Source organism: Rhodospirillales bacterium (assembly GCA_016712595.1).
GTDB lineage: Bacteria > Pseudomonadota > Alphaproteobacteria > Rhodospirillales > Defluviicoccaceae > Defluviicoccus.
The window spans coordinates 1-21546 of sequence record JADJQT010000001.1; the positions used below are offsets into that span (position 1 = coordinate 1).

Genomic DNA, 21546 nt, shown 5'->3' on the forward strand with positions numbered 1-21546 from the left:
TCACTTCGTCGGCGTCCTGAATGACGTGGTTGTTGGTGACCACGTGCCCCTTGTCGTCGATGATGAAGCCTGAGCCCAGGGATGTCGCCCGCCGCTTCTGCTGACGCGACGGGTTGCGCTCCATGAACTCCTTGAAGAACTCCTCAAACGGCGAGCCCGGCGGCAACTGCGGCATCTCAATGCCGGGATTGCCTTCGACCGTCTGAGTCGTCGAGACGTTCACGACGGCCGGCAACAGGCGTGCCGCGAGATCGGCGAAACTCTCGGGCGCGGCCTTGGCCGAGGCGGTGGATGTTGAAACGGCCAGTACGACGGCAACCAGCGCCATGCCGAAGCTGATCCAAGCGGCGGAGACTTCCCCTCGACGGCCAACCACAGGCTGGCGATGAAACGCGACCGGACCCATCATTCCGCTCCCCTGTTACGACTGGTACGCAATTGCCTGAGTGACTAGCCTGGAAAAGTTCTTCCATCGTTCGTTCAAGTCAGCCGATCGCGGCGGTTGGCAACGCACCCGTCGAGGTGTTGACCTTGGGTACATTTCCCCGTCGTTGCGCTAGCGCGATGCGGGCTCGGCCGGCGAAGAACGACGTTCGCCGAAGAAGAAACGAAAGAAATCGGAGTCCGGTTTCAGCACCATGCTTGTATCCTGCCCGGCCAGTGCGCTGTAGGCGTCGAGCGAGCGGAAGAAGTCGAAGAATTCCGGATCCTTGCTGTAGGCTTCGTTGAGCACCCGCGTGCGTTCACCGTCGCCTTCACCGCGAAGGATTTGGGACTGGCGCGTGGCGTCTGCGAGGATGACCGTCCGCTCCCGATCGGCTTCCGCCTGAATGCGCGCTTTCTGTTGCTCCCCTTCGGCCCGAAGCTTCGCCGCCTGCGCCACGCGCTCGGAGCGCATGCGATTATAAACCGCCTGGCTCGTGGCCTCGGGAAGATCGGTGCGACCGATACGGACGTCGACCACCTCGACGCCGAACTCGGGCGCTTGCGCCTTGAGTTGATCGGCGATCCGGCCCATCAGTTTGGCGCGCTCGCTGGATAGCACCTCGGCAAGACCGACGCGGGCGACCTCAGTCCGTACGACCGAATTGATCCGGCTACCAAAAATCTGTCGGAAGTTGCGCTCGTTCTGCGCCCGCTGGCGAAAGCGCAGCGGATCGACGATGCGGAAGCGGGCGAAAGAATCGACGTTGATTCGCTTCTGATCGGCGAGAAGGACTTCCTGTGGCTGCGGATCGAGATCAAGAATCCGCTTGTCGAAGAATTCGACGTTCTGGATGAACGGCGCCTTGAAATGGAGACCCGGATCGCGAACCACCCGTACCGGGTTGCCAAATTGCAAGATCAATGCCTGTTCCGTCTGTCGGACGGTAAACGCTGAACTCAACAGCAGAATTACGGCAATGACGACGGCGACACCAAGAGCGATGAGCGTGCGATTGTTCATTTGCCCGCCTCCCGCCGGTGCTTTTGGATTTCCGGCAACGGCAGGTAGGGGACGACGTCCTGTCCGCCCTTGCCATTGGTGTCGATGATCACGTTCTGGGTATTACTCAAGATGTTCTGCATCCGCTCAAGATATAATCGCCGCTTCGTCAGCTCCGGTCCCGCCTGATAGGCACTCAGGACCGACAGGAACCGGTTGGCTTCGCCGGCGGCCTCGCGCGTCAGCTTTTCCTTATAAGCGTTGGCATCTTGGATGATGCGCTCCGCCTCGCCCTTTGCGCGCGGAACGATATCGTTGCGATAGGCATTTGCCTCATTGACCGAGCGTTCCTGATCTTGACGGGCGCGCTGCACATCGTTGAACGCGTCAATCACTTCCGCCGGCGGATCGACCTTCTGCTGCTTGACCTCGGCAATGAAAATCCCTGCCCCGTAGCTGTCGAGAATACCTTGAAGCAGCTCCTTCGTCCGCTCATCGACTTCCTGTCGCTTTGATGTCAGTGCATCCTCAAGCAGGGTTTGCCCGATCACCTCGCGAATGGCGCTCTCAGCGGCAAGTTTCACCGTGATTTCCGGATCGCGGATATTGAACAGGTAATCAGCCGCGTTCTTGATCCGCCACTGAACGATATAATCGATATCGATTATATTCTGATCTTCGGTGAGCATCAGGCTTTCCTGGAGGACATCGCGCGCTCCCGTGCCGCGCGGACCTTCGGTTCCGCCCCGGTATCCGATCGTGATCTGGTTGGTCTGCTCGACGTTGGGTGTCAGCACCTCACCAATCGGCGCCGGAAACCAGTAGTTCAGGCCGGGAGTCGTCGTCTTGACGAATTTCCCGAACAGCAGCTCGACTCCTTGTTCGCCGGGCTGCACGCGGTAAAAGCCCGTCGCCAGCCAAATGGCGAGAATGGCCACCACGACGAGAGCGATGCCGCGGCCGGTTCCGAGGCCGCCGGGAACCATGCGACGCACCCGCTCCTGCGTGCGCCGCATCATCTCCTCGATGTTCGGTGGAGGCGAGGCCGGGCCACCGCCCCAAGGACCGCCGCCGTTACCGCCCCACGGGCCACCACCTTTGGGATTCCAGGCCATGCCGGACTCTCTCCACTATGCGCCGAGTGACCGAATGACCCCGACGACCCCTGACGTTGCTTGGCGCCACCGCCTGCCGCGCGTATATCGTACGTCGGGGTATATAAGCGAGCGGGCAACAGCACGCAACGCGAGGGTGCGTGCCGGATATTGGCGCGCCGAAATGACCAGACGCCGCTCCGGCTCGAATGGCAGGCCAAGTTGCGGTCTCGTTGCGATTTGCGTCGGTAAGGCGTGATGGTCGAATGCGGGACTTCGACCTCAGGAATTACACGCAGTAGGAAGTGGGAGACGCGGATGACCGAAGTAACTGAACAGCAAATCCTCGATGCGCTCAAGTGCGTCGTTGATCCCGACCGCAAGAAGGACATCGTCAGCCTTGGCATGGTTCAAGGCCTGAGAATTAAAGATGGTCACGTCGCCTTCGCCCTCGAAGTCGATCCTCAACGGGGCGCGCATCTCGATCCACTGCGAAAGCAGGCAGAAACGCTCGTTCACAAGCTGCCGGGGGTTGTTACGGCGACCGTCGTTTTAACCGCCGAGCGCGCCCCGGCGCAACCGGCGCGCGCTCAGACCCCCCCACCGCACGCGGCTGCTGCCAACGCTCTGCTACCCGAGGTCGGCGCGATCGTCGCCGTTGCGTCAGGCAAAGGGGGGGTCGGAAAGTCAACGACGGCGGTAAATCTGGCCATTGCTCTGGCTACGCTTGGCTATCGCGTCGGCCTGCTCGATGCCGATATCTATGGTCCCTCGATGCGTCGTTTGCTCGGCGTTGAGGGACAGCCGCAGTCGCGCGACGGCGCCCGGCTCGATCCGATGGAAAAATTCGGCATCAAGGCAATGTCGATGGCATTTCTCGTGGAAGAGGAAACGCCGATCGTTTGGCGCGGACCGATGGTGCAATCGGCGCTGGAGCAGATGATGCGCGACGTTGCATGGGGACCGCTCGATGTGATGGTCGTCGACATGCCTCCCGGCACCGGAGATACGCAGCTGACGATGGCGCAAAAGGTTCCGCTCGCCGGCGCCGTGATCGTTTCGACTCCTCAGGACATCGCCCTGATCGATGCGCGCAAGGGCCTAAATATGTTCCGGAAGGTCGATGTCCCCGTTCTCGGGCTGATCGAAAATATGAGCTACTTCTGCTGCCCGAACTGCGGCCATCGCACCGAGATCTTCGGTCACGGTGGGGCGCGGCGCGAGGCGGAGCGACTCGGAATGGACTTCCTTGGCGAGATCCCCCTCGACATCGTTATCCGCGAGACCTCGGATGCCGGCCGTCCGATCGTCGCCTCCGAGCCGCAGAGCGAGCACGCGCGCGCTTACCTGTCGATCGCCGAGGCTGTGGCGGGAAAAGTGGCGCAATCGCGTGCGGCGCAAGCGGCGAAAGCACCCCGCATCGTTGTCAGCGGATAGACCGCCAGGGGCGTAGGCGCACAAATCGGTTATCGCCGGACCGACTGGCGGATGGGCCTGGAGTGGGGATGCGGTTCATCTGCTCCGGAGCCCAGATGCCGTACAAAGCGACCGGAGCGCGCCGCCACACGGTCCCGAAGTCGCGCGATCGCATTGAGAACTGGCGGGGGTACGCTGCGACGCTGGGCGATCGCGGCGATCCGCCGGTGTAACTGACGGTGTAGGTTGCGCCGACAGGCTGACGGCGTGTCACCCCAGCCTCAATCCAATTCATCAAAACCCGGGACGAAACACGCGCTTAGTCGTTCAGCGTCGTGGTGATCCACACTTCCGAGTGCAGGGTACGGTGCACCGGGCATTTATCGGCGATCTCCAGCAGCTTCGCTCTCGCCGCGTCGTCGAGCGCGCCGTCAAGGGTGATCTCGCGCTCAATGCGATCGAGCATGCCCTGCCTGGTTTCGCACTCGGCGCAGTCCTCGGCGTGCACCTTGGCATGGCGCAACGTGACGCTCACCTTGTCGAGCGGCAGGCCCTTGCGGTCGGCATACATGCGGATGGTCATCGCCGTGCACGCCCCGAGGGCGGCCAGCAGATAGTCGTAGGGACCGGGGCCGGTGTCGGTACCGCCGACACTTTCCGGCTCGTCGGCGGCGAGGATGTGCCGACCGCCGACGTTCACCACCTCGGCGAACCTTCCGGTTCCCGCCTCGGCGACGACGACGGCATCGGCAGGCGCGTCGGGCACCGGCTGGCTCGCGGCTGCCGCTTCGCTCGCGAGGTAGCGCGCGGCCCAGGCGGTGAGCACGTCGGCGACATAGGCCGCGTCCTCCCGCCGGGTGAGCAGATGATCGGCGTCGTCGAGGGAGACGAAGCTTTTCGGATGCTTGGCAGCGGCGAAGATGCGCGAGGCGTTATCGATGCCGACGGTGCTATCGCCGGGCGCGTGGAAGATCAGCAGTGGCCGGCGGAGCGCGGCGATGTCGGCGGCAAGCCGGTGTCCCGAGACATCGTCGAGAAACGCCTTCTTGATGCGGAACGGCCGGCCGGCGAGCACCACCTCCGCCTCGCCGCGTGCCGCGATCTCGGGAACGGCGGGTGCGAACAGCCGGGTGATGTGCGCCGGCTCGGCCGGTGCAGCGATGGTGCAGACCGCCCGCGCCTCGGGAATCTGCCCGGCGGCGGCGAGGACCGCCGCTCCGCCGAGGCTGTGGCCGACGAGCAGCGCCGGCGCCTCATGCTCCCGGCGCAGCCATGCCGCTGCCGCCACCAGGTCGCCGACGTTGGATGAGAAGGTGGTGTTGGCGAATTCACCCTCGCTGGCACCGAGGCCGGTGAAGTCGAAGCGCAGGACCGCGAAGCCGTGACCGACGAGGCCGGCGGCGATCCGTGAGGCGGCGAACACGTTCGATGCGCACGTAAAGCAATGGGCGAACAGCGCGTGCGCCCGCGGCAGTCCCGCCGGCAGGTCGAGCCGCGCCGCCAACCGGCTGCTGTCGTCGGCACCGGTAAAGGTGATCTTCTCGCTGCGCCCGTCGGCCATTCGCTAGCTCCTTAATCGGCTGAGATAACGCTATATACGAAAGGCATTAGGGCTTCTTGACTTTCGTTCGATTGGGGTGGCTCCGTACTCGGTGTCCTGGTGCGGAGCCAGGCACTGCGAGCGATGGTGAGCGATGAGCGCCCATACCACGGAGACGCCCAAGGGAAGATGATGCCGGCCGCCGCAACACCGCCGAAGTCAGTCTGGAAGAAGGCGGCGCCGAATGAAGCTGCCGTGGCGAGCCCAGGCAGCCGAGGCCGAGAGGGCTGGCGGCCTCTTCATCAAGGCGTGGAATTTAAGGGCTCGTCCACGTTGTTGCACGGACCTGGACATTCTCGCGATGAGGCTGCGCCGCACACTCCGTTTCGGTCGCCCTCTCCGTTCACCGCCGCGCTGACCGCCGCCTCGTCGACGTTCACCATGAGCCGCGGGTGGATCCTCACGGTACGGGACATCTTCCGTCCCGGGAGCGGCGGAAAGCTCCAGATATCGTCTGCGCTCGTCGGCTCGACGGCGATGCAAGCGTGATTGGCAAGGTCTACGATCGTGGTGGGCGCCGCCCGATCGGCAAGATATCGGGGCGATGCGCAGAGCACGCGGTGCACCTCGCCGACCCGCAGGGCGATCAGCACCGAATCCTGGAGCGCCGCGATCCGCAGCGCGACGTCTATTCCCTCATCGACCAGATTGGTGAGACGGTTGAGCAGCAGATAGCGGATCTGCACCGCCGGATGGCAGTTCAGAAACTCGCCGACGATGGGGCGCAAGATCCGGGTGCCGGACGTAACCGGCGCGGTGACCGTCAGCACGCCAGGGGGCGCGGCACGCTCGCCTGCCGCGAACAGCGGCTTCATCGAGTTCGGCCAGCACATGGCGGCATCCCGCCGCATAACGCTCTCCAGCCTCGGACAGCTGGAGCCGGCGTGTCGTCCGGTGCACGAGTTGGGTGCCGACATGGCTTTCCAGCGCCGCCAGCGCGCGCTCGCCGCAAACAGCTCAGCGCCGATTGCACATTACCGGACGACCAGCATCGATGGCGTTGATATCTTCTACCGCGAGACTGGCCCAACCGACGCGCCGGCCGCCGCGCCGGAATGACAAGAAGGCGGCTAATCTTACTGAGTCACAAATCTCACTATGTCGTGGTATTGGGGCTTTCTTGGCCAGGATGTAGTGGTTGCCGAGCCGATCTGGCTGTATCCGAGGCGACGATGGCGAACGCGGAGAGTGGATCGCGGTTTTTGGCGTATATCGAGGGGCTTGTGGGAACGATCGGGCATGCAGATCGGGCTGTGCCGCTCCGCGACTACTGCCTGGGGCTTCTGCTGCCGGGGGAGCGCAAGAGCGTCGAGCCGATGGCGGCGGTGACGGCACCGGCACGGGTGGCGGCGCAGCACCAGTCGCTCCTGCACTTTGTCGGGAACGCGCCCTGGTCGGACGAGCGGGTCCTGGGCCAAGTGCGCGAACTGGTTCTGCCGTCGATCGAGCGAGCGGGACCGATTGAGGCTTGGATCATCGACGACACAGGCTTTCCGAAGAAGGGGCGGCACTCCGTCGGCGTGACGCGGCAGTATTGCGGCCAGCTTGGCAAGCAGGACAACTGCCAGGTCGCGGTGACGTTGTCGGTCGCCAATCACGCAGCCAGCCTGCCGGTGGCGCACCGGCTCTATCTGCCGGAGGACTGGGCGGCGGACCCCGACCGGCGGGCCAAAGCGGGCGTGCCGGCGACGGTCTCCTTCAAAACCAAGCCCGAGATCGCGCTCGACCAGATCCGCGCGGCGCTCGCCGCCGAGATCCCGAAGGGCGTCGTGCTGATGGATGCAGGCTACGGCGCCGACACGGATTTGCGCACCGAACTCACGTCGCTGGACCTTCCTTATGTCGCGGGCATCCAGCCGCACACGAGCGTCTGGGCACCGGGAAGCGGGCCGTTGCCGCCCAAGCCGTGGTCCGGGCGCGGCCGCCCGACCAGCCGGATGCGGCGCGATGCCGGGCACCGGCCGATCCAGGCCAAGGCGCTCGCCACGAACCTGTCTGCCGAAGCCTGGGAGACGATCACCTGGCGTGAAGGCTCGGCCGACTGGCTCACCTCGCGCTACGCTCGGGTCCGGGTCCGGGCCGCTCACCGCGACGAGAAGCTCGAGAAGCCCAGACCCGAGGAATGGCTCCTGATCGAATGGCCAGAAGGCGAGGCCGAGCCGACCAAATATTGGTTCTCTACCCTGCCGCCCGACATTGCCTTCGCCGAACTGGTCGATCTCGCGAAACTGCGCTGGCGGATCGAGCGAGACTATCAGGAACTCAAGCAGGAACTCGGGCTCGGCCATTACGAAGGACGAGGTTGGCGCGGCTTCCATCACCACGCCACCTTGTGCATCGCTGCCTACGGGTTTCTGATCTCCGAGCGGGAGACGATTCCCCCCTCCGGACCAAACACCGCCGCGAAGTTCGCGAAGTCTACCATTCCCGGCGATTGCAGACCCCGAGGCGCTACCTATCCGGCCCGAACGGCATATCCCGAACTCGATCGCCACCCTCAGGCGGCGCCTCACCGTCGCCCTCGCCAAAACCCTCCACCGATGTCCATGCTGCCACGCATCATACAAAACCCAGATCGCTCACCGGCGTTTGTGACGCAGTAAGACTAAGCGGCGGCACAAGAAGATCAGCACCCGAACCGGGAACGCGCATCGGTAGCTGATGCCGTTCAAATCATCCCGTCAGGATCACGGCAGCGACACCGTCAACGGGCTGGCAAGCGCCCCGCATACGCACGCCGGGAGCAACTCTTAATGCAATTGAGACCGAAACATATGCCCAGATAGTTGTGGCAGTTTGGCCATGCAGCCGATAGAATTTTTGCGCAGTTGTCGGTCGTCGTCGGCTGCCACACGACTAAAATGAAAAGACTGATGGTTTCCGGTCGATGATGTGGGGACGCAACCTGCACTCGAATCGGAAATGACGGGAGGCGTCATGTACGTCGGTAAGGGCACTTGCGTACGCAGGGGGTATTCGCGTTCGCGCGACCCGGCTCGCGCGGCGCGCGAGCTGTTCGACAGCATTTACCATCCGGATGCGTCGCTCGGTGTTTTCTTCTGTTCCACGGACTACGATCTGCCCGCGCTTGCCGCAGAGCTGGACGCACGATTTACCGGCATACCGCTCATCGGTTGTACTAGCGCCGGTGAGATCACCCCAGCCGGATACATGAAAGGCAGCGTCGCCGGATTTTCCCTCGCGCGTCCGGATTTCGCCGCCGTCGCCGCGCCCATCCGCAACCTGCGCCGTTTTTCCATTGCCGACGGCCAGGAGATGGTGCGCACGCTACGCGATGAACTTGAAGCATCCTGCGATGGCTCCGCCACGGATAACACGTTCGCCCTGCTGTTGATCGACGGGTTGTGCAAACGCGAGGAAGTCGTCCTCAGCGCGATTTCCTCGGCTCTGGGCGATATCCCGCTGTTCGGGGGGTCGGCAAGTGGCGGCATGACGTTCCAACGGAGTTACGTTTTCCATCGCGGCCAGTTTCACGCCGATGCCGCCATTCTCGTTCTGGTGAGCACCCGGTTGCCGATCAAGCTGTTCACGGTCGACCACTTCGTCAGTTCGGAGACGAAAATGGTCGTTACCGAAGCCGACCCGGCGCGGCGGATCGTCACCGAAATCAACGCCGAACCGGCCGGACGAGAATACGCGCGCCTTGTCGGACTGGAGGTCGACGCGCTGACGCCGATGATCTTTGCAACGCATCCGGTCGTCGTCAAAGTCGGCGGTCGCTACTACACGCGATCCATCCAGAAAGTTAATCCCGACGAGAGTCTGACTTTCTTTTGCGCCATCGACAAAGGGATCGTTCTGACAGTTGCGAAAGGCACCGACCTCCTGCACAACATGCGGCAATTGTTCGACGACATCGCCGTCGAGATCGGGCCGCCGCAACTGGTTATCGGTTGCGATTGCATCCTGCGTGCCCTTGAGCTCGAAGAAAAACAATTGACGGCACAGGCTGACGATATGTTCGTCGCCAACAACGTCGTTGGGTTCAGCACGTTCGGAGAGCAATTTCACGCAATGCACGTCAACCAGACGTTCACCGGCGCCGCGATCGGAATCGGCGTCGTCAACCGCAGCACCTGAGCGGAGGATGGGTATGGGCGCCACGCATTCATTCCCGCTGACCGACGGCATCAAGTTACAAAAGATCGTCAAGGTCCTGATGGATCAGGTCGAGCGCGGAATGGACTTTCAGGGCAACGCCTACAGTCTGTTCCAGACCGCGATCCTCCTTGAAGATAAGGTTCGGGAACGGACCCGGCGTCTGGAAATGGCGCTCCGCGACCTCGAACGCAGCAATCACGCCCTCAGCCTCGCCAATGCCCAGACGGAAACGGCGCAAACCCGTCTGATGGAGGCGATCGAGAGTATTTCCGAAGGGTTTGTCCACTTCGACCGCGACGGCCGGCTGGTGCTCTGCAACACCAAATTCATCGAGTTCTGGTCGTCGGAAGGTCGGGACATCCGGGAAATCATCCGGCCGGGAGTGCAATTTCGCGACATCTGTCGCTGGACCGTCGAGAACGGATTGATCGCCGATGCCGGCGACAAGCCGGAAGAATGGATCGATTACCGGACACATCGCCACGCCCGTCCCTCCGAGCCGATCATCGTGCACCTGACCAACGGCCGCTGGCTGCAGGTGCGCGAGCGGCAGACCCGCGACGGCGGTACGGTCGGAATCTATACCGACATCACTGAAATCAAGATCGTCGAGGAGCAGCGCCGCGAACAGGAACTGGCCGAGAAATCGATCCTGCTTCAATCGACGCTCGATAGCTTGGCTCAAGGCGTTTCGGTGTTTGATCGCGACTTGCGTCTGGTCGCATGGAACGACCGCTTCGTCGAATTGCTGGAATTGCCCGCCTGGCTGGCGCAAACGGGCGCTTCATTTTCTGACTACCTGACCTATCGCGCGGCGCGCGGCGACTTCAATGACGCCAGCGCCGCTGCGATTGAGGCGCGATTGGACGAGGTTCGGCTGCAAGACCCGATCAAGGGCGAACAAACACTTGTAAATGGGACGATGCTGGACGTCCGCCTCGATTCGATGCCGGGCGGGGGCTTCGTGACCACCTACAGCGACATCACGGATCGACAGATGGCCGCCGCGCAGCTACGCGAGGCCAAGGAAACGCTGGAACGCCGCGTCGCCGAACGCACCGCCGAACTCACCGCGGTCAACAGCAAGCTGCGCCAAGAGATTTTTGAGCGGGCCGCCGTGGAGGGGGCGCTTTTGCGCGCCAAGGCCGACGCGGAAAAAGCGAATATGAGCAAGACACGGTTTCTCGCCGCAGCGAGCCACGACCTCCTGCAGCCATTGAATGCGGCGCGCTTGTTCGTGACAACCCTGAGCGAGCGGCCTCTCGCCGAGCGGGAGCAAGAGTTCGTCGCCCACATTGATCGCGCGCTGGAGAGCGTCGAGGCGTTGCTCGGCACGTTGCTCGACATCTCCAAGCTCGACGCCGGAGCGGTCACCACAGAAAAGACCGATTTCATCATCGGCGATCTGCTGACGTCACTGGCGGAGGAATACACGCCCATGGCGCACAAGGCCGGCCTCGAGCTTGTCGTCGTGCCATCGTCGTGCGTCGTACGCTCCGACTCGGCGCTCCTCGCCCGCGTCCTGCGCAACTTTCTCAGCAATGCGATCCGCTACACCGTGAGCGGACGCATTCTCCTCGGCTGCCGACGGCACAGCCGCGCGGTGCGGATCGAAACGTGGGACACAGGGCCCGGAATTCCCGAGCACGCCAGGGAAGAAATCTTCGAAGAGTTCCACCAGCTCGCGCATCGCGACCGTCCAGGCGAAAAAAGCTTCGGGCTCGGCCTTGCCATCGTCAAGCATATCTGCCGCGTCCTCAACCATCCCGCCGGCGTACGATCGCGGCTGGGAAAGGGCTCGATGTTCTTCATCGAGCTCCCGGTCGGCTCAACACCGCAGGCAATTCGCCAGCATCGGCTGGCGTCGGCCTTGGTGTGCGATACGCTGCGCGACATCAGGGCCATGGTCATCGAAGATCAGCCGAATATCCTAGATGGCATGCGTGAACTGCTTTCCGGTTGGGGATGCTCCGTCTTACCGGCGATCGACGGGCAAGCCGCATTGGAGCATCTGCACCGCGGCGCACCCGCGCCGCAGGTCATCATCGCCGACTATCATCTCGATGGCGGCTTCACCGGCATCGATGCCATTCGCGCGATCCGCGCCGCCCTCGGCACCAAAACGCCGGCACTAATCATTACCGCCGATTGCGGCCGGGTCGTCGCCGACGCCGTCCGCCAGGAAGGTCTGCATCTGCTGCGAAAACCGCTGAAGCCAGCGAAGCTGCGGGCGCTCTTGTCGCATCTGGTCGACGGACAGAAGCCGAAAACCCACGAGACCGGGCATTCGGTCGCGGCCTGACGATGCTTGCAGTCAGCCGTCGCTCAATTCGCGGGCTGCGATAACTGCTTGCGTGCGGCTGTGAACGCGCAATTTGCGAAGGATCGCGGTTATGTGCGCCTTGACCGTCGATTCCTTGATGCCGAGTTCGTAGGCGATAATTTTGTTCGATTTGCCCTGAGCCAGCAGTTCAAACACCCGAAGTTCGCCCGGTGTCAGCGCGGCAATGCGGTCGCGCAAGCGTTCGGACTGTGTCGGTCGCTCGCCGTCGCTGCCGAGTGCTACCAGCGGCAGATAGACCTCGCCGTTTAATACCCGAGCGATTCCTTCGCCGATCTGATCCTTCGAGTAGGACTTGGGAATGAAGCCAGCGGCACCGTAGGTGATCGCATCGCGCATGATTTCCGGAGACGTCGCCGCCGAGACGACGACGATCGGCACCTCGGGAGCCGCGTTACGCAACGTCACCAGCCCGGAAAACCCCGACGAGCCTGGCATCTGCAAATCGAGCATGATCATGTCGAGGTCAAATGCGGTTTCCCCGCCGACGACCTGCCTCGCCTCGTCGAGGGTACTCGCTTCGTAGATCCGATACTCGCGAAAGACCCCGGCGATGACATGGCGAAGGGCGGAGCGGAACAAAGGATGATCGTCGGCTAGAAGCACATTGAACATCAGGACGTCCGCCCGCTGGCCAAACGGTGGTTTTGTATCCCGCCGCCGGGCCGGATCCGACCTCGGGCTACCGAGGCTGGGATTTTGTTCGTCGCTCGTGTCATCCGACGAGCAGTCCGCGTGCGCCAAGGTCATCGACGAGATGCCGGACGTCGTGGACGATCACTTCGCGCGTGGCATCAAACGCTCCGGCGAGATCGTCAGCAATGTCCTCGACAGACGCGATGCCATCGCACCGCAGCAAGATCTCGACGGCGACATCGTTGGGCACAAGCAAGCGTTCCGGTGCGAGAATGACCCACCGCCCGCGTGTTCGATCGAAGGTCAGCCGCACTTGATTTGCCAACTGGGGACGAGAAAAGCCATAGCTACTCGTCGACGTCACCATGCGCCCTCCGGCCGTACGGCACCCGCCGCTCTGGCGCACGGGGACCGGGGCAATGAATGTGTCGCTTTGGCGGCCGCCCGGCATTTGTCGCCACGCCTCCGGCGGCCGTGAGCCGAGGGCTCTATTCTAGGGGGCTTATCCTACTGTGGCGTTCGCCGGCAACTGGCAAAAGGTCGAAGGCCGATCGCTGGTCCGCCCCTCGTTCTTTCCAACAGGACTCACCAGCCACGCGCGCGAACCTATGAGAGCTCGGATTTCCTGTCGTTCACCGCATGCTTTGGACGGCAGACACCAATGATTAAACGAATGCTCGCGGGTCATCACTACCGATGGACAAGTCGCTGACGTGCAAGACTATCTTCATTCCAGTGCACTCGACGAAGGTAGAATTTACTGTCAGCGATGCAAGGCTGATTGTTGGCAATCAATGGAATGTTTCTGAACGCGTTGATCGTGCGCGGCGGTGATTTTGCGACGTTAATGCGCGCAACCGAGACGCGAGGGAGGCGACGAATGATTCATCAAGCCCTCGAGACACTTAACAAGAGTGTGGTTATTCGACCGAAGTATGACAACTTCATTGGTGGTCAGTGGACACCGCCAGTGCGCGGCCAATACTTCACCAACCCGACGCCGGTCACCGGCCGGCCGTTGTGCGAAGTTGCCCGCTCGACCGCCGAAGATATCGAATTAGCCCTCGATGCCGCGCATGCCGCCAAGGACGCCTGGGGCAAGACCTCGGTCGCCGAGCGGGCGCTGATCCTCAACCGCATCGCCGACCGTATGGAAGAACGGCTGTCGGTTCTGGCGATGGTCGAGACGCTCGACAACGGCAAGCCGATCCGCGAGACCACCGCCGCCGACCTGCCGCTCGCCATCGACCACTTCCGTTACTTCGCCGGCTGCATCCGCGCCCAGGAAGGCACCCTTTCCGAGATTGACCACCATACCGTCGCCTACCATTTCCACGAGCCGCTCGGCGTGGTTGGCCAGATCATCCCGTGGAATTTTCCACTGCTGATGGCGGTGTGGAAGCTGGCGCCGGCGCTCGCCGCCGGCAATTGTGTGGTGCTGAAGCCGGCCGAGCAGACGCCGATGGCGATCATGGTCTTCGCCGACATCATCGGCGATCTGTTGCCGCCGGGCGTGCTCAATATCGTCAATGGCTTCGGCGTCGAGGCGGGCAAGCCGCTCGCCAGCAACAAGCGCATCGCCAAGGTCGCGTTCACCGGCGAGACCACCACGGGGCGGCTGATCATGCAGTACGCCGCCGAGAATATCATCCCGGTGACCCTCGAGCTTGGCGGTAAGTCGCCGAACATCTTCTTCGCCGACGTCATGGCCGAGGATGACGAGTTCCAGGACAAGGCGATCGAAGGCTTTGCCATGTTCGCGCTCAACCAGGGCGAGGTCTGCACCTGCCCGTCACGGGCCCTGGTTCACGAGAGCATCTACGATAAGTTCATGGAAAAGGCGATCCCCCGCGTCAAGGCGATGAAGCAGGGCCACCCGCTCGATCCGGAAACGATGGTCGGCGCCCAGGCGTCCAATGATCAGATGGAGAAAATCCTCTCTTACATCGACATCGGCCGCAAGGAGGGAGCGAAGATCCTGGTCGGTGGCGAGCGTGCCCATCTCGATGGTGAGTGCGAGGGCGGCTTTTATGTCAAGCCGACGGTCTTCGAGGGCCACAATAAGATGCGGGTGTTCCAAGAGGAGATCTTCGGCCCGTGCGTCTCGGTAACCACCTTCAAGACCGAGGAAGAAGCGATCGCCATCGCCAACGACACGCTCTACGGCCTCGGCGCCGGCGTGTGGAGCCGCGACGGCAGCCGTTACTTCCGGGTCGGCCGCGCCATCCAGGCGGGACGGGTGTGGACCAACTGCTATCACCTCTATCCCGCCCACGCGGCGTTCGGCGGCTACAAGCAGTCGGGCATCGGCCGTGAGAACCACAAGATGATGCTCGATCACTACCAGCAGACCAAGAACCTGCTGGTCAGCTACGATCCCAAGGCGCTCGGCTTCTTCTAGGGCCGGCGCGTCCACTGGCCCGGGCGGCGATGGCTCGCCCGGGCGCCATCCGATGCGGAGGTGTGAGCTTGGTTGACCGCGTCATCGCGACCCCCGAAGCGGTGGCCCTCATCGAGCGGCTGAAGCTCGTCCACGGACCGTTGATGTTCCACCAGTCCGGTGGCTGCTGCGATGGCAGCGCACCGATGTGCTACCCCGCCGGAGAATTCAGGGTCGGCGGCGCCGACATCCTTCTCGGCGCGCTCGCCGGCAGCGCTTTCTGGATGTGGGGTGAGCAGTACGCGTTCTTCACCCAGAGCCAGCTCATCATCGACGTGGTGCCAGGCCGCGGCTCCGGCTTTTCGCTCGAAAGCCCGGAAGGCGTGCGCTTTCTGACCCGCTCGCGCCTGTTCACCGACGACGAGCTCGCCGAACTCGACCGCGCCCCACCCCCCCGGCACGGCGACCAGCCGGCTGCCTGAGCCCAGCGCGGGCGTGGCCCTGCCCCGGCACTTGCCGGCGTCACGGCGCTACGCAGTCTTGCGCCGGCTGGTCTTGTCCAGGAATGGAGCGAGGTAGCGGCCGGTGTAGCTCTGCGCGCACGCCGCTACCTCGCCGGGAGTGCCGGCGGCAACGAGATCGCCACCGCCGCTGCCACCCTCCGGGCCAAGGTCGATGATCCAGTCGGCGGTCTTGATCACCTCGAGATTATGCTCGATGACGATGATGGTGTTGCCAGGCTCGACCAGCGCCTGCAGCACTTCGAGCAGTTTGCGCACGTCCTCGAAGTGCAGGCCGGTGGTCGGCTCGTCGAGGATGTAGACAGTGCGGCCGGTCGCCCGGCGCGACAGCTCCTTCGCCAGCTTGACCCGCTGCGCCTCGCCGCCGGACAGCGTCGTCGCCTGCTGGCCGAGGTGGATGTAGCCGAGGCCGACCCGCTGCAGCGTCGTCAGCTTGTCGCGGATGGCGGGAACGGCCTTGAAGAACTCCGCCCCCTCCTCGACGGTCATATCGAGGACATCGGCGATCGACCTGCCGCGGAACATCACCTCGAGGGTCTCGCGGTTGTAGCGCTTTCCCTTGCAGGTATCGCACTGCACGTAGACGTCGGGCAGGAAGTGCATCTCGATCTTGATCACACCGTCGCCCTGGCAGGCCTCGCAGCGCCCACCCTTGACGTTGAAGGAGAAGCGGCCGGGCCGGTAGCCGCGCTCCTTGGCCTCGGCCAAGCCCGCGAACCAGTCGCGGATCGGGGTGAACGCGCCGGTATAGGTGGCGGGGTTGGAGCGGGGCGTGCGGCCGATCGGCGACTGGTCGATGTCGATCACCTTGTCGATCAGCTCAATGCCGTCGATGCGCTCGTGCTCGCCAGGGTGCTCACGGGCGCCCATCAGCCGGCGGGCCAGTGCTTTATAGAGGGTCTCGATCACCAGCGTCGACTTGCCGCCTCCCGACACGCCAGTAACACAAACGAACGCGCCGAGCGGAAAGGAGACGGTCAGATTGCGCAGGTTGTTGGCGCGCGCACCAACAACGGTCAGCACCGCCCGCGCTGGCGCCATGCTCGGGCGCGACGGCCGGGGGATCTGCCGGAATCCGGCGAGATACTGGCCGGTCAGGCTCTCCGGGTTGGACATTACCTCTTCTGGCGTGCCACGGGCGACGACGCGGCCGCCGTGCACGCCGGCGCCCGGGCCCATGTCGATCAGGTAATCGGCTTGGCGAATGGCGTCTTCGTCGTGCTCGACGACAATTACCGTGTTGCCGATGTCGCGCAAGCGCTTGAGGGCCGAAAGCAATCGGTCATTGTCGCGCTGGTGCAAGCCGATTGACGGCTCATCGAGCACATAGAGAACGCCGGTCAATCCCGATCCGATCTGCGAGGCAAGACGAATCCGCTGGCTCTCCCCGCCGGAGAGCGTACCGGACGCTCGCCCGAGCGACAGGTAACCGAGTCCGACGTTGGCGAGAAACCCGAGCCGCTCGTTGATTTCGCGCAAGATACGACGTGCGATTTCCCGCTGCTGCACGTTCAACCGCCCGTCGAGCGCGCCAAACCAGCCGACGGCCGCCTCAATGGAGAAATCCGTGGCGGCGCTGATGTCGAGGCCGTCGACCTTCACCGCCAGGGCCTCCGGCTTCAGTCGCTTGCCGGCGCACGTCTCGCAGCGGCTGACCGTCTGGAAGCGCGACATTTCCTCGCGAACCCACGAACTCTCGGTCTCGCGCCAGCGCCGTTCGAGATTGGGGACGACGCCCTCGAACGGCTTGGTCACCTGATAGTCTCGCACGCCGTCGTGGTAATGAAACGTCGTTGCTTCGTTCTTCGCGCCGAACAAAATGATCTGGCGGACCCGTTCCGAAAGGGCGTGAAATGGTGTCGATAGCTCGAAGTGGAAGTGTGTCGCCAGCGCTTGCAATGTCTGCCGGTAATATTGCGAGCTGCTGTTCGCCCACGGGGCGATGGCTCCCTGAGCAAGCGTCAGCTGGTCGTCAGGAACGACCAGCTCGACATCGAAATACATCTCGGTGCCAAGGCCATCACAGGCGGGACAGGCGCCGAAGGGGTTGTTGAAAGAAAACAGGCGCGGCTCGATCTCGTCGATGGTAAAGCCCGAAACTGGACAGGCGAACTTGGCGGAGAACGTCGTGCGGTCACCGCTGTCGGCGTCTTCGGCATAGACCAGTCCATCGGCAAGGCCGATGCCCGATTCCAGGCTCTCGGCCAGGCGCCCGGCGATTCCGCCGCGCACGACGATGCGGTCGACAACGATGTCGATGTCGTGCTTTTTCTTCTTGTCGAGGGCGGGCACCTGATCGATGTCGCACAACGCGCCGTCGATTTTCACCCGCTGGTATCCCCGCTTCTGGAACTCCGCCAGTTCCTTGCGGTACTCGCCCTTGCGTCCGCGAACGACCGGGGCAAGAATCAGCAGACGGCGGCCTTCGGGCATGGCAAGGATGCGATCGACCATCTGACTCACCGTCTGGCTCTCGATCGGAAGGCCGGTCGCTGGCGAATGCGGAATGCCGATGCGCGCCCATAACAAGCGCATGTAGTCGTAGATCTCGGTGACGGTCGCCACGGTCGAGCGCGGGTTCTTCGATGTCGTCTTTTGCTCGATCGATATTGCCGGCGACAGCCCTTCGATCGAATCGACGTCCGGTTTTTGCATGAGGTCGAGGAACTGCCGGGCGTAGGCCGAGAGCGATTCCACATACCGGCGCTGGCCTTCGGCGTAGATCGTATCGAACGCCAGGCTTGACTTCCCTGAACCGGAAAGGCCGGTGATCACCGTCAAGCGATCGCGGGGGATGTCGACATCGACATTACGCAAGTTGTGCTCACGTGCGCCGCGGATGACGATCTTATCCATACCTGCTCCGTCCTGTGGAACGAGAGAATACCGCCCGTCGTGCTCGCCTGATAGATCCCCTCGGTGGTGCGATCATGCGTGCCGGCCTGATATGGCGATGCAGCTCCTTAGTTTGCCGCTCGCAGCGCTTGCGAGTTTGATTTTGATTGTAGTGTTCGGCGATTGTAGTGTTCGGCGCTTCGGGCTGGCGCGCTGCAGCCCGCTAAGAGTGAACGTAGCACGAACATACTTGGGCGCAAGGCGGCGCGCGCCTTTTCGGGTCGAGGCACATGGCAGGATCGGTCAACAAGGTCATTCTCGTCGGCAATCTCGGGCGAGATCCGGAGGTCCGCAATACCCAGGACGGCAGCCGGATCGTCCACCTTTCGGTTGCCACCTCGGAGTCGTGGAAGGACCGGGGCAGCGGTGACCGCAAGGAACGCACCGAATGGCATCGAGTGGTCATTTTCAACGACAAGCTGGGTGAGATCGCCGAGCGCTACCTGCGCAAGGGTTCCAAGGTTTATCTCGAAGGCGCTTTGCAGACGCGCAAATGGGCCGGCCAAGATGGGCAGGAGCGCTACACCACGGAAATTGTCATTGGTCGATTCCGCGGTGAGCTGACGTTGCTCGACGGCCGCGGAGAGGGCGGCGGTAGCAGCGGTGGCGGTAGCAGCGGTGGCGGATTCGGCGGGAGCGGCGATTCATACGAGCCGTCCGCGGGCGCCTATGGCGGCGGCGGACGCTCGTCCGGACGAAGCGATCCGGCCGGTCCTTCCCCTGACTTCGATGACGAGATTCCATTCTGAGCGCGATCGGATGCGCGACTAAGTCGATCTTATTCCCCGGGTGAAGTCGGCGCGGAACGGGCGGCGAGGCGATCGTAAACCGGCTGGCCGTCCTTGCCGATGGAGCCGAAGGTCAGGACCCCGGTCGGGCAGGCGTGCACGCACGCGGAACAGCGCACGCACTCGGGGTCAATCATATCGAGGCCCTTGTTGGCGAAGTTCATCACGTCGATACCCTGATGGCAGACGCTGGTGCAGACGTTGCACGAGATGCATTTCTTCTTCTCGGCAAAGATGCGGAACCGTGAAAACCGCGCGTAGATGTGCATCAGTGCCGCAAGCGGGCAGGCGAACCGGCACCACACCCGACCCGAGAAGTGAAAATAGAAGGCGATGCCGAGAACGCCGGCGAAAAGCAAATCGACGAAGTATTCGTAATTCAGTACCGGCACACCGGCGACGAGGGCATCATAGGCTGTGGCAAACCCGCTCTCCGGCAGCACCCAGGAGAGGATCCTGAGGACGAGGATCAGCGTCGCCAGAACGAGAAACGTCTGCCCCACCATGTTCCAGCGATTGACGCCAGGGCCATGTGGCATTTTGTGGCGATGGACGTCGCCCAGCGTCTCGGCGAGCGCACCGCACGAGCAGATCCAGCCGCAGTAGGCGCCCTTACCGTAGGCGCGGACAAGAAACGGGATCACCACGAAGGTCTGGATCGAGCCGACCGCGAGCCATCCCCACAGCGGTTGCTGGGTGAACCAGTTGTAGACGAACAACGGCCAGGCGAGGACGAAGCCGTAAGCTCGCCAGTAGGCCCGCTCCTCGCCCAGCGTGTCGTAGCGCTCGAAAAAGACGTCGGCGAACGGTTGCAGGACGGCGCCGTCATGGAAAAAGCCGTTGCGACCCATCCACGGCAGCAGGATCTGCGGCAGAACGAACAGCGGCACGCACTGAATGGCGACGAGAGTGAGGGTCTGCCAAGCAACGTATTGTGTCCTGCGGCGGCGCACCCGGCGGATGCCAAAGACGACGACGAGGGTGCAGTAGGCGAGCGCATACCAGAAGTTGGGATCGCGCGCCGAACTGAGCAGCGTATAGAGCAGGCTGGTTGGATCACCCGCCGCCACGCCCAGCACATCGCGCGCACCCTCGACCCAAAGCGCGGGGTTGAGCCAGGGCAGGTTGACCGCGGGAAACAGTTCGCCGCCGATCGAAAAGCCGAATTTTTTCCAGTGGAACAGCCAGACGCTGAAGGCAAGCATCAGCATCAGCCCGGCCCAGCCGCGCCAGCCCCATTCACCGGCAATGGCGAGGCCGCTGCGGCGAAAGAAATCGAGCGGCGCCTCGCGGCCGGTCATCGCGAAGACGACGTCGTTGACGAGGCTCAACTCGTTTCCGGCGGCATTGGCGAGTTGGACCTTTTCGGGATCGATGCGCGTCAGCGTGCTGCCGAGCAATAATCGTACAGAACCGCCCAGTCGCTTGATCGCCTCGACGTTCTCCGCCTTGGCGCGGGCAAAGCCGGCTCGGCGGTAGCTGAGGGTAACGTGGGCGCCGGCGCGGGCGAGCGCGATCGCGGCCTCCAGCGCCGAGTCGCCGCCGCCGACGACGAGAACATCACGATCGGCGAAATCGCGAGGGTCGTGCAGGCGATTGTAGACCTTGTCGCTGTCTTCCCCCGGAACGCCCAGCTTGCGGTAATGACCACTGCGACCGATGGCGACGATCACCCGTTCCGCGCGGATTCTCTGCGTGCCGGCAATAAGCTGGAGGAGACCCCCCTGCCGCTCGATCCTCTCGACGCGCAGAATCGTCGCCTCGATCCCCGCCGTCTGCGCCTGGAGTTCGTCGAAGAGGTCCTCCTTGACCGTCGCGGTGAAGCGGATCTCGCCTTCGGGCGTCATCTGCGTGGGATAGGTGTAGATCGGCTTGCCTTTGGGGAAGTCGGCGATCGTGGCGAACGGCCCCTGCGCCTCGAACAAGGCGAAACGCAGGCCGGCCTTGCGGGCCTCGGCGGCCGCAGCATACCCTGACACGCCGCCGCCGACGATCGCGAGGTCGAGAACGTCGGGACCGCCGCCTCCGGGCAAGAACCCGGGCTCGGCGAGAATCGCCTGCACCGCCCGCGCGCCGGTGTCGGCGGCGAACTTCAGCAGCGGAATGCCGGTGAGATCGCCGACGATCCGCACGCCCGCAAGGTTGGTGGCGCCATTTTCCCCGAGCGCCGGCAGCTTTTCGACGACGCCCGCGGGCCATTGGCCGTGCAACCAGCGGTAATAGTGCTGAGCCCACTCGAACATGGACGGCATCCACTTGCCGGCGAGAGACCCGCCGCGCGGGGAGAAGCGCGGACTCGTCGCCGCCGAAACCTGCATCGTGGGTAG

The 21546-nt window shown here is 63.3% G+C and carries 16 protein-coding genes and 1 pseudogene; 8 read left to right on the forward strand and 9 right to left on the reverse strand.

Annotation, left to right across the window (positions count from 1 at the left end; all coding sequences use genetic code 11):
• The 3 genes from IPK66_00005 to hflK form a co-directional block, all read right to left on the reverse strand.
• A partial coding sequence (locus IPK66_00005; GenBank protein MBK8173719.1) for a serine protease occupies positions 1–406 on the reverse strand: 406 nt, incomplete at its 3' end.
• A gap of 150 nt (positions 407–556) precedes the next feature.
• A complete protein-coding gene (locus IPK66_00010; GenBank protein ID MBK8173720.1) occupies positions 557–1447 on the reverse strand; it encodes a protease modulator HflC in 891 nt (296 codons plus the stop codon).
• Entirely contained in the window at positions 1444–2541 is a 1098-nt protein-coding gene (gene hflK, locus IPK66_00015) for an FtsH protease activity modulator HflK (GenBank protein ID MBK8173721.1), read from the reverse strand. Before hflK ends, IPK66_00010 begins: the two co-directional genes overlap by 4 nt.
• Before the next feature lie 297 nt (positions 2542–2838).
• Between hflK and IPK66_00020 the strand changes: the two genes are divergently transcribed.
• A complete protein-coding gene (locus IPK66_00020; protein ID MBK8173722.1) occupies positions 2839–3957 on the forward strand; it encodes an Mrp/NBP35 family ATP-binding protein in 1119 nt (372 codons plus the stop codon).
• A gap of 298 nt (positions 3958–4255) precedes the next feature.
• Here IPK66_00020 and IPK66_00025 read toward each other — a convergent pair whose 3' ends face one another.
• Positions 4256–5497, reverse strand: a complete 1242-nt coding sequence (locus IPK66_00025; GenBank protein MBK8173723.1) for an alpha/beta fold hydrolase — start codon at positions 5495–5497, stop codon at positions 4256–4258.
• 281 nt (positions 5498–5778) lie between these two features.
• A pseudogene (locus tag IPK66_00030) lies at positions 5779–6472 on the reverse strand (hypothetical protein).
• Between IPK66_00030 and IPK66_00035 the strand changes: the two are divergent.
• From IPK66_00035 to IPK66_00050, 4 genes are all read left to right on the forward strand, one after another.
• Positions 6368–6595, forward strand: a complete 228-nt coding sequence (locus tag IPK66_00035; protein MBK8173724.1) for a hypothetical protein — start codon at positions 6368–6370, stop codon at positions 6593–6595. The pseudogene IPK66_00030 and the gene IPK66_00035 sit on opposite strands and share 105 nt — an antisense overlap.
• A 113-nt stretch (positions 6596–6708) precedes the next feature.
• Entirely contained in the window at positions 6709–8139 is a 1431-nt protein-coding gene (locus IPK66_00040; protein MBK8173725.1) for an IS701 family transposase, read from the forward strand.
• Positions 8140–8473: 334 nt separating this feature from the next.
• Positions 8474–9637, forward strand: a complete 1164-nt coding sequence (locus IPK66_00045) for an FIST C-terminal domain-containing protein (GenBank protein MBK8173726.1) — start codon at positions 8474–8476, stop codon at positions 9635–9637.
• A gap of 13 nt (positions 9638–9650) precedes the next feature.
• Complete coding sequence (locus IPK66_00050) at positions 9651–11960, forward strand: PAS-domain containing protein (GenBank protein ID MBK8173727.1); 2310 nt, start codon at positions 9651–9653, stop codon at positions 11958–11960.
• Positions 11961–11972: 12 nt separating this feature from the next.
• Here the strand turns inward: IPK66_00050 and IPK66_00055 are convergent, their stop codons facing one another.
• Both IPK66_00055 and pqqD read right to left on the reverse strand, forming a co-directional pair.
• On the reverse strand, positions 11973–12614 hold the full coding sequence (locus IPK66_00055) for a response regulator transcription factor (GenBank protein MBK8173728.1): 642 nt from the start codon (positions 12612–12614) through the stop codon (positions 11973–11975).
• Positions 12615–12714: 100 nt separating this feature from the next.
• Positions 12715–13002: a pyrroloquinoline quinone biosynthesis peptide chaperone PqqD gene (gene pqqD, locus IPK66_00060; protein ID MBK8173729.1), complete on the reverse strand. Its 288-nt coding sequence runs from the start codon at positions 13000–13002 to the stop codon at positions 12715–12717.
• 513 nt (positions 13003–13515) lie between these two features.
• On the opposite strand from pqqD, the gene IPK66_00065 reads away from it, so the two are divergent.
• Both IPK66_00065 and IPK66_00070 read left to right on the forward strand, forming a co-directional pair.
• Positions 13516–15036, forward strand: coding sequence for an aldehyde dehydrogenase family protein (locus IPK66_00065; protein ID MBK8173730.1), 1521 nt, complete (start codon positions 13516–13518; stop codon positions 15034–15036).
• Between the two features lie 29 nt (positions 15037–15065).
• The gene (locus IPK66_00070; GenBank protein MBK8173731.1) at positions 15066–15497 is read left to right on the forward strand and encodes a DUF779 domain-containing protein; all 432 of its coding nucleotides are present in this window, start codon (positions 15066–15068) and stop codon (positions 15495–15497) included.
• A gap of 48 nt (positions 15498–15545) precedes the next feature.
• On the opposite strand, the gene uvrA is transcribed toward IPK66_00070, so the two are convergent.
• A complete protein-coding gene (gene uvrA, locus IPK66_00075; GenBank protein MBK8173732.1) occupies positions 15546–18392 on the reverse strand; it encodes an excinuclease ABC subunit UvrA in 2847 nt (948 codons plus the stop codon).
• A 269-nt stretch (positions 18393–18661) separates the two neighbouring features.
• Between uvrA and ssb the strand changes: the two genes are divergently transcribed.
• Positions 18662–19180: a single-stranded DNA-binding protein gene (gene ssb, locus IPK66_00080; protein ID MBK8173733.1), complete on the forward strand. Its 519-nt coding sequence runs from the start codon at positions 18662–18664 to the stop codon at positions 19178–19180.
• Between the two features lie 29 nt (positions 19181–19209).
• Here the strand turns inward: ssb and IPK66_00085 are convergent, their stop codons facing one another.
• Entirely contained in the window at positions 19210–21471 is a 2262-nt protein-coding gene (locus tag IPK66_00085; GenBank protein ID MBK8173734.1) for an NAD(P)-binding domain-containing protein, read from the reverse strand.
• Between the last annotated feature and the right edge of the window lie 75 nt (positions 21472–21546).